The organism is Pseudomonas sp. 43A, from assembly GCF_013363935.1.
Classification (GTDB): domain Bacteria; phylum Pseudomonadota; class Gammaproteobacteria; order Pseudomonadales; family Pseudomonadaceae; genus Aquipseudomonas; species Aquipseudomonas crudilactis.
On the sequence record NZ_CP054880.1, the window covers coordinates 1,690,364 to 1,707,900 of the forward strand.

Genomic DNA, 17,537 nt, shown 5'->3' on the forward strand with positions numbered 1-17,537 from the left:
GAAAAGACGACGCACCAAGGTTGTGCAATACTCGCCGCCGTTTTTAGTGGCGAGTTTTCCTATAGCTACCAGTTGATCTTCCCGACCAGCTTGCGCATTTGTGGCAACTCCCGCTGAATCTTGTGGTTTATAGAGTGAAAAGACCTGCAACAAGGTTTTTATACTGCACGTCCCGCTGATCTTGCAGGTTGTCTTGCAAGACGCGTTTGCCCACGAAGCTGACGCGGTTTCACAGCAGCCAAGGCCTACCGGCCGACGCTTCGACACTCGGTGGTCATATCCAATAACAAGACGAGGTTGCACCCCCTATGCCAGTCGGCAATCAACTGCCTCACGGCGACACCGCTCAGGGCGGTCCGCTCAAACGCGAACTCGGCGAACGGCATATTCGCCTGATGGCGCTCGGTGCCTGTATCGGCGTCGGTCTGTTTTTAGGTTCGGCCAAGGCCATCGAAATGGCCGGCCCGGCAATCATGCTGTCGTACATCCTGGGCGGTCTGGCGATCCTGGTAATCATGCGCGCGCTCGGCGAAATGGCCGTGCACAATCCGGTGGCTGGTTCGTTCAGCCGTTACGCGCAAGACTACCTCGGCCCATTGGCAGGCTTTCTCACGGGCTGGAACTACTGGTTCCTGTGGCTGGTGACCTGCGTCGCGGAAATCACCGCGGTGGCCGTCTACATGGGCATCTGGTTTCCCGATGTGCCGCGCTGGATCTGGGCCCTCGCGGCGCTGATCAGCATGGGCTCGATCAACCTGATCGCGGTGAAGGCCTTCGGTGAATTCGAATTCTGGTTTGCCCTGATCAAGATCGTCACGATTATCGCCATGGTCATCGGCGGCGTCGGCATCATCGCGTTCGGTTTCGGTAATGACGGAGTGGCGCTGGGGATTTCCAACCTGTGGGCCCACGGCGGTTTTATGCCCAACGGTGTAACCGGTGTGTTGATGTCGCTGCAAATGGTCATGTTCGCCTACCTTGGCGTCGAGATGATCGGCCTCACCGCTGGTGAAGCGAAGAACCCGCAGAAGACCATTCCCGATGCGATCGGCTCGGTGTTCTGGCGGATTCTGCTGTTCTACGTCGGTGCGCTGTTCGTGATTCTGTCGATCTACCCGTGGAACGAAATCGGCACCCAGGGCAGCCCGTTCGTGATGACCTTCGAGCGTCTGGGCATCAAGACCGCCGCCGGCATCATCAACTTCGTGGTGATCACCGCCGCGCTGTCGTCGTGCAACGGCGGCATCTTCAGCACCGGGCGCATGCTCTACAGCCTGGCGCAGAACGGCCAGGCACCGGCCGGTTTTGCCAAAACCTCGAATAACGGTGTACCGCGTCGAGCGCTGTTGCTGTCGATTGCGGTGTTGCTCTTGGGCGTCATGCTCAACTATCTGGTGCCGGAGAAAGTCTTCGTCTGGGTGACCTCGATTGCTACCTTCGGTGCGATCTGGACCTGGGTGATGATCCTGCTGGCCCAGCTGAAATTCCGCAAAGGCCTGAGCGCCAGCGAACGTGCGGCACTGAAATACAAGATGTGGCTGTACCCGGTCAGCTCGTATTTTGCGCTGGCGTTTCTGGTGCTGGTGGTCGGCCTGATGGCGTACTTCCCCGACACCCGCGTGGCGCTGTATGTGGGGCCGGCGTTCCTGGTGCTACTGACGGTGTTGTTCTACGTGTTCAAGTTGCAACCGACCAACGCATCACAAGGTGCGGTGCGTTCGGCGTCGTAAGTGGTAGCTGCGCAAACAGCGAAGCCCCGGTCGAGAGATCGGGGCTTTTTATTATCCGTGCCACTGATCGCCTGGCAAGGCTGTGCGGGACATCACCGCCGGTCTGAAAGAGCGATACAACGCCTGCGAGAAGGTTCAAAGCTCTAGTGCTTTCCAATCCCGCGCGGCAGTGAACAGAGGCGCAGCAATGAGGACTGGCGAATGTCTCGAACGAGAACTCAGTCGACGTCAAATCGTGCTGTTTTTTCTGCTCGCGACCTCGGTGTATGTACTGCCGCTGATCCTCGCCGACTTTCCATACATCGACGATAACTGGCGCACGCTGGCGGCCGGTAATGCCTGGGCTGGCCAAGGGCGGTTGTTCAGCGACTGGTTGTATCAAGCGCTGAGCTTCACCGCTGCGGCACCGAACATCTTTCCGTTGCCGTTGTTGCTGGCCAACGTGGTCATGAGTCTGGCGCTGACACGCCTGACCTTTCACTACTTCGGCGAGCCGACGCTGGCCTGTTGTCTGGTGTCGTTGCCGCTCTGGTACAACCCTTTCCTGCTGCAGAACCTGTCTTATCAATACGACGGCCCGGTCATGGCGTTGAGCCTGGTCGCGATGATTTATGCGACCACCTTTCGCAGTCCTTCACGGGCGCAGCGCTGGGTGGTGCCGGCGGTTTTGCTGGCGTTGGCCCTCGGCTTGTATCAGATCAGCGTCAACGTGTTTCTCGGTCTGTGTTGCGTCGAAGGGCTCAGGGCGATTCATCATCGAATGCCCGCGATGGACATTCTCCGAATGTTTGGCAGCAAGCTGGCGCAACTGGGGCTTGGCGTGGCGATCTACGCGGTCACTGCGTATCCGTTCATGGACGTTGGCAGAGCCGGATTGCTCAAGTGGCAGGCCGGGCCGTTGCTGCAAGCAGGCATCAATGTTGGCCGGGTGCTGGAAAAAGTCGCTTTGTTGTTCCATGGGGGATACACGTGGGTATTCGGCGCATTGCTGCTCTGCGCACTGGCAGGTTGCGTGCGTTTGGTCAGGCATCACCACGTGCGCAAACGGATGTTGGCGGTGTCGCTGCTGATCATTGCGCTGGTGCTGCTCGTACCGGGTATCACCCTCATATTCCGCGATTTCAATGAAGGCGCCCGCACGCTGATGGGCTTCGGCGTATTGCTGGTTTTTCTGTTCTATCTCGCCCATCTCGCACTCGCGCCCCACGGTCAACGATGGCCTGCGCTGCTGATCATCCCGCTGCTGGCGACGCTGTCACTGTCGTTTGCCTATGGTCGGGTGCTGACCCTGCAGAAAACCTTCGCCACGAGTGCCTTGTACAGCCTCGGCCACGACATCGCAGCCCATCGAGAACTGCGCCAGGCCAAGCGGATTTACCTGGCAATCAACTATTCCGATCGCTGGCTCGCCAGTGCCGAAGGCACCTACAGGCAACTGCCGGTGCTGCGCTATTTGCTCAACGTCGATTACTACATGCTTGCGGAAAACTTGCCGTCAGTCGGTATCACCAACGTGATCGCCGAACGCGAGCGACGCAATGCCACGCATGTCGGGTATCTGGGCTATCCGCCGTTGGTAGAGAGCCTGAATTACCGCATCTATCTGATTGGCGATTACGGCTTCATCGTCATGAAAGAACCGCCACACGGTCGCTTGCTGCAGTGGTAGCGCGAAGACCACTCGTCGGATGAAGCCCTGTACCTGTAATTTCTGACAGTAGACCGAACACCGTCCATGCCCTAGGTTGAAAACTCGCCAAATGAGGCAAGGACGAGGCACCGGTATGAAGGGATTCTCAGCTTTGACCGTCATCGCAATCGCCGATGGATTGATCCATTGGCAGATTTTCTTCGTCCTGTGCACCGCCGTGGGGCTGACCCAGGCCGCCAGCAATTTTGCTGCTTTCTGCGTTGCGGCCGCGTTCTCGTTTTACGTGAACATGCTGTACACCTTCGACAGCCGAACATCGGTGCTCGGCTATCTGCTGTTTATCGCGGTGATGGGCGCGCTCAGTTTTGCCATCGGTGCGTTCGCCGATGCACGTGACCTGCCGGGATTGCTGACGGTGGTGGTGTTTACCCTGGTCAATCTGTTGTTGGGGTACTGTTTTTTTCGTTTTTTTCTGCTGCATGAGCGTGAAAGTTGAAGCGTCGATCTGATGCAAAGACTGACGCTTCATTCAGGTTCAGGCTGCGGCCACTTCCTGCGGCTCAAAACTGTCCGCCCGCGCCATCTGCCACATCCGCGAATAGAACTCGCCATTCACTTCCCCGGTGAGCAATTCCCCCGGTTTCAAGAACACGTGCAACTGCGAAAACAACTTGATCTCGGTCGCCGACATGCGCCGCACCAAATGCTTGGCCGACAGTTGCGAGGGGTGATCGAGGCCGGCGGCGGCGAGCATTTCCGCCAGCGCCTTCAAGGTATTGCGGTGGAAGTTGAACACGCGCTGCGCCTTGTCCGGCACCACCAGTGCACGTTGGCGCAGAGCATCCTGCGTGGCCACGCCGGTCGGGCATTTGTTGGTGTGGCAGCTTTGCGACTGGATGCAGCCGATGGCGAACATGAAGCCGCGTGCGGAGTTGGCCCAGTCGGCGCCGATGGCCAGCACGCTGGCGATGTCGAAGGCGCTGACGATCTTGCCGCTGGCACCGAGTTTGATCTTGTCACGCAGGTTCAGGCCGACCAGGGTGTTGTGGACAAACAGCAGGCCTTCGCGCATCGGCACGCCGATGTGGTCGGTGAACTCGACCGGTGCTGCGCCGGTGCCACCTTCCTTGCCATCGACGACGATGAAGTCCGGGAGGATGCCGGTTTCCAGCATGGCTTTGGCGATGCCCATGAATTCCCACGGGTGGCCGAGGCAGAACTTGAAACCCACCGGTTTGCCGCCGGACAGTTCACGCAATTGCTGAATGAAATGCATCATTTCCAGCGGCGTGGAAAACGCGCTGTGGCGCGACGGTGACACGCAGTCTTCGCCCATCAGGATGCCGCGGGTTTCGGCGATTTCCCTGGTGACTTTGTGCTTGGGCAGGATCCCGCCGTGGCCGGGTTTGGCGCCTTGGCTCATCTTGATTTCGATCATCCGCACTTGCGGGTTCTGTGCCTGGACAGCGAAGCGTTCCGGGTCGAAACGGCCATCGCTGGTGCGGCAACCGAAGTAGCCACTGCCCAGCTCCCAGGTCAGGTCGCCGCCGTGTTCGCGGTGATACGGGCTGATGCTGCCTTCACCGGTGTCGTGGGCGAAGTTGCCGAGTTTCGCGCCTTGGTTGAGTGCGCGAATGGCATTGGCGCTGAGCGAGCCGAAGCTCATCGCCGAGATGTTGAACACCGAGGCCGAGTACGGCTGACTGCACTGCGGGCCGCCGACGGTGACGCGGAAACTGCTCGGGTCGCTCAGGGGGGCCGGGCGCATCGAGTGGCCGATAAATTCGAAGCCCGATTGATAGACATCGATCAGTGTGCCGAACGGTTTGTCGGCGGTTTCGTTTTTCGCTCGCGAATAGACCAGCGAACGTTGCGCGCGGGAGAAGGGCAGGGCGTCGCTGTCGGATTCCAGCAGGTACTGGCGGATCTCCGGGCGGATGCCTTCGACCAGATAGCGGATGTTGCCGAGGATCGGGTAATTGCGGCGCACCGCGTGCGGGCTCTGCAGCAGGTCGAACAGACCGATCAGGCTCAATACGCCGGTGACGGCGGTGATCGGCCACAACCAGTCATGTTCGAGGAAAGGCAGGCTGGCGAGGGTGAAAATCACGCAGACGGCAAAGAAGGCGTAGCGGCTCAGGAGTGACAGGCTCATACGGTTTCCTTGGTTCGGACTCGGAATAATCAGCGAAGATTCAGGGATAAACACATTCCCCTGTAGGAGTGAGCCTGCTCGCGATAGCGGTATATCAGCTACAAATGATTTGACTGACCCGACGCCATCGCGAGCAGGCTCACTCCCACAAAAAGCCACTTCACCAAACGATCAGGCGTTTTGTGCCTGAAGAAAAATCGAAAACAGCTCGGACTGGGATTTGATTCCCAGCTTGCTGTACATGTGTTTCTTATGGACTTTCACGGTTTCTACGGAGATTTCCAGCTTACGGGCGATTTCTTTGCTGGAGCAACCGCTGAGCATCAAACGCCCTACATCCAGCTCCCGGGCCGTTAGTTGTGCGCCCTTGAGTTGTTGCACCGACGCCTCCAGTTGCACGCGCCAATCGGCTTGTGCGGGGGCGGCGGCGAGGGCCACGGTTTCGTTGATTTCATAGGGTAGTCGTTGGCGCAGCAGGCCCAGCACCCAAGGCTGGATCAATGACAGCAGAGCGATATGTTCGCCAGTGAAACGTTTTTCACTGCCCAATGACAGACACAGCGTGCGGTCACCTTCGAGCTGACAATTGAACTGGATTTCGTCGGCCACGACATTCAGACGAAAGTATCGCTGGTAATACTCGGTAAGCTCGAAATGCTCCGGCGCGACCTCGGACAAGCGATACAGACCGGTGCGCGTTTGCTCGCGACAGGCGATGTAGAACGGGTCGAGCAGGTACAGGCCGCGCAGATAATCCTGAAACAACGGGTCAGGGCTGCCGTCTTCGCCGGGGCATTCGGCGAAGACTTGCGGGTGTTGATCGGCGCTGAACAGCAGCACCACCCAGCTATCGAACGGTACGTACTGGTCGAGCAAACGCACCATTTGCGCCCAGAAGTTCGGCTTGTCCAGCGCGTCGATCAATTGCCCGACGGCGCGGTGCCAGGTGATGTCGTCAAACGAAAGTGTCATCGATCTACCCCTATCGGGTTACCCCGGCCGCGTGATTCCCTGGCCGCTCGCTTGCTGCGCATACTGGCCCACAGACAGCCACCGGGCAATCTTTCAGCGCCCGATGCTCATAACAAGGGAATCCCCATGAAAGTCGAACTCGCCCAACTGGCGGGCCGTGACAATGCCACGGCATATAACCTCGAACGCGCACTTGCAGCGATTGCCGCGTGCGCTGCCGACACGCAACTGATCGTGTTCCCGGAAACCCACCTGATGGGCTTTCCGACGGCCGAAACCGTCGCGCACACCGCAGAACCGCTGGATGGTCCGACCGTCAGCGCCGTGCTGGCCGCCGCGCGCGAACGCAACATCGCCGTGGTGATCGGCATGGCCGAGAACGACAACGGTCGCTTCTACAACACCACGCTGCTGATCACCCCGGCAGGCATCGCCCTGAAATACCGCAAGACGCATTTGTGGGCGTCGGATCGCGGCGTGTTCGAGGCCGGCGACTGTTACGCCACGTGCGAGTGGAACGGTGTGCGTGTTGGCCTGCTGATTTGTTACGACATCGAGTTTCCCGAGTCCGCCCGTGCCTTGGCGCAACTCGGTGCCGAGTTGCTGATCGTGACCAACGGCAACATGGACCCGTACGCGTCGACTCACCGCATCGCGATCATGGCCCGTGCCCAAGAGAATCAGGCGTTTGCGTTGATGGTCAATCGCGTCGAGGCGGGGGATGACGGTTTGATGTTCGCCGGTGGCAGTGCGCTGGTGGATCCACTGGGTACGCTGCTGTTCGAGGCCGGACGCGAAGAAGGGACGTTCAGCGTTGAGCTGGATTTCGACCGGTTAGAGATTGCGCGCAAGGATTACCGCTATCTGGATGACCAGCGGTTGAAGTTGCCGGGGGAGGTGGTGGAGCACGGCGATGGTGTTCGTGAATTGTTGATTCCATGCCGTTAACCGCTGCCCTCACCCTAGCCCTCTCCCGGAGGGAGAGGGGACTGACCGAGTTGATTGTTCGAGGTAAGCCGACCTGAAATACCGAGTCGCACTCAGGATTTGAAACTGCGAATTCAAGTCGAACTCAGGATTTGAAAGCCATGGAGATCTGCTCCCTTTCCCCTCTCCCCCTTGGGGGAGAGGGCTGGGGTGAGGGGGAAAAGATTTCAAGCCGAACAAAAAACTCAAGCCACACCAGAACAACAAAACCAAGCCGAAAACATTCGCCGAACTCGGCTCTGCCATAAATCCAATAAAATTCGGAGTAAGTCGCCCATGGCTCGTTTGCAACGCACCCTTTCATTAGGGTCGGTGGTGCTGTTCGGCATCGCCTACATGACGCCGATCATTGTCCTCGGCACCTTCGGCATCCTCGCCCAATCCACCGCCGGCATGGTCCCCGCCGCGTATCTGGCGGCACTGATCGCGATGTTCTTTACCGCGATGAGCTACGGGCGCATGGCCGCCGCATTCCCGGTCGCCGGTTCCGCCTACAGCTACGTGCGCAAGGCGATCAGCCCCAAGCTCGGTTTCATCGCCGGTTGGGCGGTGCTGCTCGATTACCTGTTTCTGCCGATGGCGATCTGGCTGATCGGCGCGGCTTATCTGGCCTCGGCGTTCCCGTCGATCCCGCAATGGATCTGGGTGCTGGCGTTCATCGGCATCACCAGCGCGATCAATATCATTGGCCTGAAACTGGCCAACGGCATCAATGCCTTGCTGATGCTGGTGCAATTCCTCGTGCTGATCGCTTTCGTCGCGCTGTGCGTGCACTACATCGGCGGCGATGCGAGCACGCCGTTGTGGTCGGTCAAACCGTTCTTCAACGGCGACATGCACATGCCGCTGATCATGAGCGGCGCGGCGATTGCCTGCTATTCGTTCCTTGGCTTCGATGCAGTCAGCACCTTGACCGAAGAAACCCGCGATCCACGCCGCACCATCCCACGGGCAATCATGCTGATCACCTTGATCGGCGGGGCGATCTTCGTCGGCGTTTCCTATTTTGTGCAGATCGCGCACCCGTCGTTCCAGTTCGACAGCGTCGATTCGGCGGCTTATGAAATCGCCCGCAACATCGGCGGTGATCTGTTCGTCTCGATCTTCCTCATCGGTCTGATTGTCGGCCAGTTCGCTTCGGGGCTGTCGGCACAGGCCAGTGGCTCGCGACTGCTGTTCGCCATGGGCCGTGACGGCGTTCTGCCAAAGTCGTTTTTCGGCACGCTGCACGCGCGCTTCGGCACACCGGTCAACAGCATCCTGCTCTGCGCCGTGGTGGCATTGCTGGCGCTGAAACTCGATGTCACCACTTCAACGTCGTTCATCAACTTCGGCGCGTTCCTGGCATTCAGTCTGGTCAACCTCTCGGTGATCTTCCATTACTGGATCGGCGGCGAGAAAAAAGGCCTGCGTGAACTGGTGCTGTTTCTGCTCTTTCCATTTATTGGTCTGGTCGCGGATTTGTGGCTGATGGTCAGCCTCGATCATCTGGCGATTTATCTGGGCTTGAGCTGGCTGGCGGTGGGTGTGGTTTACCTCGCGGTGCTCACCGGTGGCTTCCGTCGGCAGCCGCCGGAAATGGATTTCCAGGAAGCGACCTGAGGCGCCTTCACGCAGCGGGCCGGCTCTGACGCATCGGTAACTCGACGCGAAAGGTCGTGCCTACCCCCGGTTCGCTGCGTACCGAAATATCGCCACCGTGCTTTTTCACAATGCCGTACGACAGGGACAGGCCAAGCCCGGTGCCTTGGCCGATCGGTTTGGTGGTGAAAAACGGATCGAAGATTTTCTGCAGGATCTCCGGCGCAATCCCCGCGCCGGTGTCGGCGACTTCCACCCAGGCTGTGTCTTGTTGTTGCCCGGTGCGCAAGGTGATGGTGCCGCGTTCGGGGCCCATGGCCTGCGCCGCATTGACCACCAGGTTCATGATCACCTGATTGATCTGCGACGGCAGGCATTCGATGTCCGGCAGGGGCTGATACTCCTTGATCAGGTCGGCCTTGTACTTGAGTTCGCTGGCGACGATGTTCAGGGTCGACTCGATGCCTTGTTGCAGATTGGCCCACTGCCATTGCTGATGGCTATCGACCCGGGAGAAGTCTTTCAGGTCCTTGACGATCTGCCCGACGCGGCCAATGCCTTCCTTGGATTCGCGGATCAGCACCGGGATGTCTTCGAGGAGAAAATCCAGCTCGGCGTCTTTGCGCAATTGCTCAAGCTGTGCCACGGACTCGGGGGCTGGCGTGGGCCCAAGCGTCTGCCAGGCATCGAGTACGCTGAGCAATTGTTTGAAATAGCCGTCGAGGGTGCCGAGATTGGAAGAGATAAAGCCGATCGGGTTATTGATCTCATGGGCCACGCCCGCCGCCATTTGCCCCAGTGACGCAAGTTTTTCCGACTGCACCAACTGACTTTCCAGTTGCTTGCGCTCATCGATTTCCCGTTGCAGTTCTTCACTGGCCTGCTTGAACTGGGCGGTGCGTTGATCGACCAGATGTTCCAGGTGATGCATCTGCAATGACGCGCGTTCGGTCATCTGCCACTTGGTCAGCAGGGTGTTGGCCATCTGCTGCACTTCGATGTTGTCGAACGGCTTTTTCAGAATCAGCAAGCGGTCATGCGCCTGCAGACGCTCCAACAGTTCATCCCAGGAATAATCCGAATAGGCAGTACAGACCACCACTTGCAACTGCGGATCCTGCTGCCACAGATGTTCGATGGTTTTCGCGCCGTCCCAGCCGTCGGGCATGCGCATGTCGACAAAGGCCAGCGCGTAGGGGCGTTGTTCCGCCAAGGCCCGGACCAGCTTGCCCAGACCTTCCTCGCCGCCGTAGGCCGAGTCCAGCTCGAACGGCGGACGTTCGGCGCGCAGCTGAGCGCCAAACAGTGCCGCTTCCATCTCGTCCAGTTCCACCGACTGCGCCGCCGGTGGCGCGAGAATCTTGCGAAAGTCTTCATGGATCGACGGCATGTCGTCGATCAGCAGAATGCGGCGGTTCGACAGCTCGCTCATGCGTTCTCCGTGACGCTGATCAGGGGGATCTGCAAGGTGAACAACGCACCTTGGCCGGGGCCGTCGCTGTGCGCCGTGAGGTGGCCGCTCATCTCGATGGCCGCCAGGGCGCAGCTGTGCAGACCGAAGCCGTGGCCTTCCTTGCGGGTGGTGAAACCGTGGGCAAAGATCCGCGTCATGTTTTCCGGGGCGATGCCTTCGCCGTCATCCTTGACGCTGATTTCAAGGAAATTGTCATCGACAATTTTGACCGCCAGGGTCATGGTCCGGGGGCGGTTGCTGAGGTCGGACATGGCGTATTTGGCGTTGCTGATCAGGTTGATCAGGATCAGCAGCAACCGGTGTTTGTCGCCCATCACCTGCGGCACGTCGGCGTATTCCCGGACCACCGTGACGTGGTGCCGGGTCAGGGCGCCGGCGTTCATGCGCAACGCGTCTTCGAGCAGTTCGTTGATGAAAAGCGGTTCGGTCATGCTATTGGCGCCGGCATAGGATTGCTGGGTGGCGACGATGTCCTTGATGTGGTCGACGCTTTTATTCATCTGGTGCAACTCGTCGAGCATTTCCTGCTGTTCCTGGGCAATCGCGACCACCAGTTGGTTGAGGTAGCCGGGGAGCAATTTGCCTTTGGCGTCTTCGCTGAGGAACCCGCCGAGGTCATCCGGGTGTTCGTTGAACAGTTGCATGGCCTTGCCCAGCCCCTGGGCCTTGCTGCTGCGCAGCTTGCGCGTGATCAGGTCGCTGGAGATGTTTACGCTGTTGAGCACGTTGCCAACGTTGTGCAGCACATTGGTGGCGATTTCCGCCATGCCCGCCTGACGTGCCGCGTCGAGCAGTTCGCTCTGGGCGTCCCGCAGTTCCCGGGTGCGTTCTTCGACTCTTTGTTCCAGCGCATCGTTGGCCGTTTGCAGGGCGTTATTGACCCGGTTGATCTCGGCGAAACTGCCGATCAAACGGATGGCCAGCCACACCAGCGACAACATCAGCAGCACCGAAAACAGCAGCAGGTAGAAGTGGTACTGCCGGTCGACCTCATCGGCGCGCTGCTGATCGCGATCGAGCATGGTGGTGATGTTGTCGAGGCTGTCGGCCACGGGAATGCCTTCGATGCTTTCGAGCAACTGATTGACCACTGGCTGCTCGCGCGCAATCAGTGAGATATGGCTGCTCATGATTTTGATCGGGGTCTGAAACACCGGTGGCAGGCGTTGCGCGTTGACCTTCAGCTTGTTCAGGCCGACCTCGATGTCGGCGGCCCGGTCCTCGGAGGTGACCTGGGCGAATTCGAGGGCGCTGAGCAGCAGGTCGTAGGTGTCGGTGGTGATGTTTTGCAGCTGCAATTTATCGAAGTCCGACAGGCTGGCCAGTTGCTGTTGGATGTCGTCTTCAGCGGTGGGCAAGAAGGCCAGAGAGTTGCGCAACAGCGCGTTGTGCGATTTGAACTGCTCGACCAGACGGGTCTTTTCCTGCATCGCCTGCAGGAAACTTTCGTGAGCCTCGTTCCATTGCGCCGAGTTGTTGCGCCCATGCCCGGACTCGATCGCGTCGAAGCGCGCCCAGAGCCGGTTCATCTCGTTCATCGGTGATACCAGCGGATCGTAGTTGTGGGTGAGCGCCACTCGCGCCTTGAGGAGCTCGTTTTCCCACAGCGAGTTCTGCTGTTTGATCTGCCGGATCAGATCCCGCGATTCGGTGTAGGTCATGGTTTGGTCGGAGCTGGATTTGATGTACAGGAACAGCAGGATCGACGCCAGCACCAGGGCGACCAGGGTCAGCAACAGCAGGCTGCGTCGCCGCGAGATGTTGATCATGGCTTGTCTTCCCGTTGGCCGGTCAGGGTTGTCAGAAACAGCATGATCAGCCGCTTGTCCTCAGCGCTTGGCATGCGCCCCAACTGGTACTGGAACATCACATCCACGGCGCGTTCGAGGGTGGGTGCCGAACCGTCGTGAAAGTACGGCGCGGTGATCGCGACGTTGCGCAGGCTCGGCACCTTGAACACGGCCCGGTCCGCTTCGTCACCGGTCACGTTGAAGCGGCCCTGGTCGGCCACGGTCGGGTTGCCGCGATCGGCAATGTAATCGCCGAACACACCGAACTTCTGGAACATATTGCCGCCGATGTTCACCCCCTGATGGCAGGCAATGCAGCCGTACTCCTTGAAGCGCTGGTAACCGTACTTTTCTTCCAGGGTGAGGATGTCGGTATTGCCCTGCAGGTATTGATCGAAGCGCGAATCGGGCGTCAACAGGGTACGTTCAAAACTGGCCAGCGCCTGCTGGACATTGGCCTGGGTCACGCCGTCCGGGTAGGCAGCGGCGAAATCGCGACGGTAGTCGGGGTCGTTGCCGATGCGTTCGATCACGGTGTGCCAGTCGCTGCCCATTTCATGGGGGCTGGTGATGACGACGGCGCTTTGTTCCACCAGCGTTTCGACGCGGCCATCCCAGAACTGGCGGAAGTTGAGGGCCGCGTTGAACACGGTCGGTGTGTTGACGGCCACCGGTTTACCGTCGAAGCCCAAGGACAAGGCGCGGCTGTCGGCACCGTTCTTGTCCAGTTGGTGGCAGCTGGCGCAGGACAGCGTGTTGTTGATCGACAAGCGTGGCTCGTGGAATAGCCGTCGACCGAGTTCCACGTGCCGGGCATCCTGCGGCGGCACTGCGGGCAACGGTTTCAGCGGCTCGTCCAGCGGCTCGGCACTGGCCCCGACACAGAGTCCGCACAGCAGCAACGTCATCGTGTGGTGAATAAGGCTCATCGGCAATTGTCTCCCTGACTCAAGGCCGCTTTCACAGTGCTCATCCAATCGTCCAGGGCGTGGGGTGCGTACCGGCGAGCAAACGCGCAAACGTGTCTGCCGGCAGCGCTTTGCTGAAAAAGTAACCTTGGCCTTCTTCGCAGTGATGGGCCTTGAGAAACGCCAGTTGTTCGGCGGTTTCGATGCCCTCGGCGATGACGTCCAGGCCCAGGCTCTTGCCCAGGTTGATGATCGCGCTGACCAGCGCGGCATCGCTGCGGTCGTTGCACAGGTTGCGAATGAACGATTGGTCGATCTTCAGCACGTCGATAGGAAATCGCCGCAGGTAGCTCAGGCTGGAATAGCCGGTGCCGAAGTCGTCGATGGCCAGACGCGTGCCCAGCGTCTTCAGGCGATTGAGCGCCGTCATCGTCGCCTCGACGTTTTGCATCAGTACGCCCTCGGTGATTTCCAGTTCCAGCCACTCGGGGGCCAGACCTGTCTGTTCCAGCACACGTTCGATGCCGGCGACGAAATCACGCTGGCGTAAGTCGATCGGCGAGGTGTTGACCGACATGCGGATCGGCGGCAGTCCGGCCAGTTGCCAGGTGCGGGTCTGCCGACAGGCCTCAGCCAGCACCCATTTGCTCAACGGCACGATCAGGCCACTGTCCTCGGCCACCGGGATGAAGTCCGCCGGATAGACCCAGCCATGCCCCGGTTTTTGCCAGCGCACCAGTGCTTCGGCACCCACTACGGCGGCCGTGCGCAGGTCGATTTTCGGCTGATAGTGCAGGACGAATTCATGTTCCTGCAGGGCGTGGCGAATGCCCGACTCGATGCTGTGCTGTTCGCGGGCGTGCTGGTTCATGGCTTCGATGAAGAAGCCGATGCTGTCGGGGCCCTGTTCCTTGACGTTGCGCATCGCGGTCTCGGCCTTCTTGATCAGCTCGGTGGCTTCGAGGCCGTCATCGGGGTAGACGCTGATGCCAAGGCTGGCGGTGACGCTGACGTCGTGGCCGGCAATCATCTGCGGCAGGCGAATGGCGGCGAGGAGTTTTTCCGCGATGCCGTGGGTTTGCTGAGGGTGGTTGATGTCGCCGAGGATCACTACGAACTCGTCGGAGCCGTAACGAAACACCGAGTCCGAATCGCGCACGCCGGACAACAGTTGCCGGGCGACCCGTTTGAGCATCTCGTCACCCGCCGGATGGCCCAGCGCATTGTTGATGCGCTTGAAGCGATCGAGGCCGAGAAACATCACCACCAGTTGTTTGTCATGCCGGCGGCACACCGCCATGGCCTGGCTCAGGCGATCACCGAGCAGGGTGCTGTTGGGCAGTTCCGTGAGGCTGTCGTATTGCAGCAGGTGCGAGACCTTGAGCAGTTCGTGCACCCGCGCCTCGATGGTCCGCTCAAGACTGAGCATCTTCAGCGCCGCGTCCTGCGCCAGTTGCCATTTCCAGGTCAGGGCGTTGGCCATCTGACGGATTTCCAGACTGTCGAACGGCTTTTTCAGGATCAGCAACTGATCGCCGAACTCCAGCCGTTCGGCCATCGCTTCCCAGCTGTAGTCGCTGTACGCCGTGCACAGGGCGATTTGCAGGTTCGGGTCGACCCGCCACAGTTGCTCGATGGTTTCCAGGCCATCCCAGCCGGGCGGCATGCGCATGTCGATAAAGGCGAGGGCGTAGGGATTGCCACTGGCCAGTGCGCGATTGACCAGTGCCAAGGCTTCCTGGCCCTGATAGGCGGAGTCGAGCTGGAAGCTCAGGCGCGGCGTCTGCTGGCTGCCGAACAGCGTCTGTTCCAGTTGATGCAAATCGACGGCGTCCGCCACCTGCGGGGCGAGGATCTTGCGAAAGTCCTCGTGGATCGCCGGCGTGTCGTCGATGATCAGGATGCGCCGGTTGGTCTGGGGAAAAGGCGTTTTCATGCCTCGTCCTCCTTTAGTGTCAGACGGGCACTGTCCTTGAGCAAATGCCCGGCCTGTTCGGCGCTGACCGCTGCACTGAAATACATGCCCCGGGTGCTCGGCAGCGGGGGCGCGGCGGGTGGTGTGCAAGGCTGATCCGACGACGGCTGGCCTTCAGCGATGATGCCGATGTCCAGGTCCCGGGCGAAGTTGACGATCGCGCGCAGGGCATTGGCACCGGCGACATCGTGGGCGGCACTGTTGACAAAACTCTGCGCCAGTTTGAGGTGATTGACCCGGTAGGTTTTCAGGTAGTCGAACGAGGAATATTCGGTGCCGAAATCATCGATGGCGATGCTCACGCCCAGTTCACGCAGGCGCGGCAACGCGTCGTTGTGTGTCCACTTGGTCTGGGCCAGTGTGGCCTCGGTGACATCGAAGCGCAGGTCCCAGGGCGCGAGTTCCCAGCGGGCGGTGGTGCGCAGCACGTTGTAGATCAGCTCGGGGCCGCTCTTGAGTTGGGCCAGCGAGAGTTTGATCGCCATCACCGGCGGCGCGACGCCTTCGTTACGCCACAGATGCATCTGGTGGCAGGCGTGATCCAGCACCCAGCGCCCGAGCGGAATGATCGCGCCGGTTTTCTCCGCGATCGGCACGAAGTCGGCGGCCGGCAGCAGGCCGCGACGGGGATGCTGCCAGAGGACTTGTGCCTCCATGCCGAGAATCCTGCCGCTGTGCAGTTCAACCTCCGGCGCATAACGCAGCATCAGCTCATTGCCCTCGAGGGCGGTCATCAATTCACCGACAAGGGTCATGCGTTCGGCCACTTCCCGGGAGATTTCCTCGGAATGGAAGTGGTACTGGTTGCGGCCCATTTCCTTGGCGCGGTACAGCGCCATGTCGGCTTGCCCGAGCAGCGTGTCGGCATCGAGGCTGAGGTCGCTGTAACTGCTGATGCCGATGCTCACCGAAATATGCAGCGCATTACCGGCCAGGTTATAGGGCGCCAGCAGCGTGTCGCGGATGTTGGCAGCCATCGTGGCCGATTGGGTCGGATCGCTGACGTCCAGTTGCAGGATCGCAAATTCGTCGCCGCCCAGGCGCGCCACCACGTCGCTTTCCCGTACGCCGCACTTGATGCGCCGGGCGACTTCCTGCAGCAGCAGATCGCCCACCGGGTGGCCCAGGGTGTCATTGATCCGCTTGAAGTGGTCGAGATCCAGATAGAACACCGCGAACGGCATGGCCCCCCGCCGCGCGGCGGCGAATGCCTGATGCAGGCGTTCGATCAGTGTGGCGCGATTGGCCAGGCCCGTCAGGCCGTCGGAGCGCGCGAGCAAGGCCAGTTTTTCTTCGGCCAGACGACGTTCGGTGATGTCGAGAATGATGCCTTCGACTTCCAGCAGACGGCCGTCCTGATCGCGCACCGGGATGTAGCGGTTCTCCACCCAGCGCCAGGTGCCTTGACCTGTGCGCATGCGGAATTCGATCGAAGCGCCCGACGCATGCCGATCCAGCACCCGGGCCATGGCCGCATCGACGTTCGCCTGATCGTCCGGATGAATCAGTGCCTGTGCCCAGTCGGGCGACCCCACCAGGTCGGCGGCGGCATGGCCGTAACGGGTGATGTTGTGGGAGATGTACATCAGCGCAAACGAGGGTTCGCCGCGCAAGCGGTAAAGAATGGTCGGGCTGTTCTGCACGATCACGTTGGCGTCCGACAGCTCCCGGGTGCGTTCCTGCACCGCTTGCTCGAGCAGGTTCATCTTGAGTTCGGCGTCTTCGGTCATCTGCCATTTGACCGTGAGGGCGCTGGCCATCTGGCGGATCTCGATGGCGTCGAAGGGCTTTTTCAGAATCAGTAACCGGTCGTTCAGTGCCAGACGCCGGTCGATGTCTTCCCAGGAATAATCGGAATAGGCCGTGCACAGCGCAACTTGCAGCTTGGGATCGACCTGCCACAGCCGTTCAATGGTCTCCAGGCCATCCCAGCCCGGCGGCATGCGCATGTCGATGAAGGCCATGGCGTAAGGGCGGTTTTGCGCCAGCGCGGCCTCGAGTTTTTCCAGGGCTTCGCGGCCCTGAAACGCCGAATCCAGTTCAAAGTGCTGGGATTGCCGGGCGGACGGGGTGCCGAACAGCAGGCTCTCGGTTTCGCCCAAGCCATCATCACCGGGGATGACCGGGCTGAGAATCTTGGCGAAATCGCCATGGATCGCCGGGCTGTCGTCAACGATCAGCACGCGGCGATTGATGTGCACGGTTGGCGCTGTCATGCCGCGCCACCCGTGGGGAGGCATGCTGTGGTGATCCGGGGCATCCTTTTCCCTCGCCATTTGCCTGTTTGTATCAGCCGATGGAGTCTTGCGCTGTC

At 60.1% G+C, this 17,537-nt stretch carries 12 protein-coding genes; 5 read left to right on the forward strand and 7 right to left on the reverse strand.

The features are described from left to right. Window positions 1-308 precede the first annotated feature (308 nt). The 3 genes from HUW52_RS07500 to HUW52_RS07510 all read left to right on the forward strand — a co-directional run bounded on the left by HUW52_RS07500 (window position 309) and on the right by HUW52_RS07510 (window position 3,877). Window positions 309-1,730 (forward strand): amino acid permease, encoded by a 1,422-nt coding sequence (locus tag HUW52_RS07500; RefSeq protein ID WP_175553295.1) that lies wholly within the window; start codon window positions 309-311, stop codon window positions 1,728-1,730. A gap of 187 nt (window positions 1,731-1,917) precedes the next feature. Continuing rightward, window positions 1,918-3,399, forward strand: coding sequence for a glucosyltransferase domain-containing protein (locus HUW52_RS07505; RefSeq protein WP_175553296.1), 1,482 nt, complete (start codon window positions 1,918-1,920; stop codon window positions 3,397-3,399). 115 nt (window positions 3,400-3,514) lie between these two features. Continuing rightward, on the forward strand, window positions 3,515-3,877 hold the full coding sequence (locus HUW52_RS07510; protein WP_175553297.1) for a GtrA family protein: 363 nt from the start codon (window positions 3,515-3,517) through the stop codon (window positions 3,875-3,877). A gap of 39 nt (window positions 3,878-3,916) precedes the next feature. Here HUW52_RS07510 and HUW52_RS07515 read toward each other — a convergent pair whose 3' ends face one another. Then, a complete protein-coding gene (locus HUW52_RS07515) occupies window positions 3,917-5,536 on the reverse strand; it encodes an FMN-binding glutamate synthase family protein (RefSeq protein ID WP_175553298.1) in 1,620 nt (539 codons plus the stop codon). A gap of 171 nt (window positions 5,537-5,707) precedes the next feature. Next, window positions 5,708-6,508, reverse strand: coding sequence for a LuxR C-terminal-related transcriptional regulator (locus HUW52_RS07520; protein ID WP_175553299.1), 801 nt, complete (start codon window positions 6,506-6,508; stop codon window positions 5,708-5,710). A 126-nt stretch (window positions 6,509-6,634) separates the two neighbouring features. On the opposite strand from HUW52_RS07520, the gene HUW52_RS07525 reads away from it, so the two are divergent. Then, window positions 6,635-7,456: a carbon-nitrogen hydrolase family protein gene (locus HUW52_RS07525; RefSeq protein WP_175553300.1), complete on the forward strand. Its 822-nt coding sequence runs from the start codon at window positions 6,635-6,637 to the stop codon at window positions 7,454-7,456. A 315-nt stretch (window positions 7,457-7,771) separates the two neighbouring features. Further along, a complete protein-coding gene (locus tag HUW52_RS07530; RefSeq protein ID WP_175553301.1) occupies window positions 7,772-9,097 on the forward strand; it encodes an APC family permease in 1,326 nt (441 codons plus the stop codon). A 7-nt stretch (window positions 9,098-9,104) separates the two neighbouring features. On the opposite strand, the gene HUW52_RS07535 is transcribed toward HUW52_RS07530, so the two are convergent. From HUW52_RS07535 to HUW52_RS07555, 5 genes are read right to left on the reverse strand one after another with little or no spacing between them, the layout of a single operon-like run. Continuing rightward, window positions 9,105-10,508, reverse strand: coding sequence for an ATP-binding protein (locus tag HUW52_RS07535; RefSeq protein ID WP_175553302.1), 1,404 nt, complete (start codon window positions 10,506-10,508; stop codon window positions 9,105-9,107). Beyond that, window positions 10,505-12,319 carry a DAHL domain-containing protein gene (locus tag HUW52_RS07540; protein WP_175553303.1) on the reverse strand — a complete coding sequence of 605 codons (1,815 nt, stop codon included), beginning with the start codon at window positions 12,317-12,319 and terminating at the stop codon, window positions 10,505-10,507. The genes HUW52_RS07535 and HUW52_RS07540 overlap by 4 nt, the downstream gene beginning before the upstream one ends. Further along, window positions 12,316-13,269 carry a cytochrome-c peroxidase gene (locus HUW52_RS07545; protein ID WP_026000580.1) on the reverse strand — a complete coding sequence of 318 codons (954 nt, stop codon included), beginning with the start codon at window positions 13,267-13,269 and terminating at the stop codon, window positions 12,316-12,318. The genes HUW52_RS07540 and HUW52_RS07545 overlap by 4 nt, the downstream gene beginning before the upstream one ends. 40 nt (window positions 13,270-13,309) lie before the next feature. Next, a complete protein-coding gene (locus tag HUW52_RS07550) occupies window positions 13,310-15,184 on the reverse strand; it encodes a bifunctional diguanylate cyclase/phosphodiesterase (protein ID WP_175553304.1) in 1,875 nt (624 codons plus the stop codon). Beyond that, on the reverse strand, window positions 15,181-17,439 hold the full coding sequence (locus HUW52_RS07555; protein ID WP_175553305.1) for an EAL domain-containing protein: 2,259 nt from the start codon (window positions 17,437-17,439) through the stop codon (window positions 15,181-15,183). The genes HUW52_RS07550 and HUW52_RS07555 overlap by 4 nt, the downstream gene beginning before the upstream one ends. Window positions 17,440-17,537 lie beyond the last annotated feature (98 nt).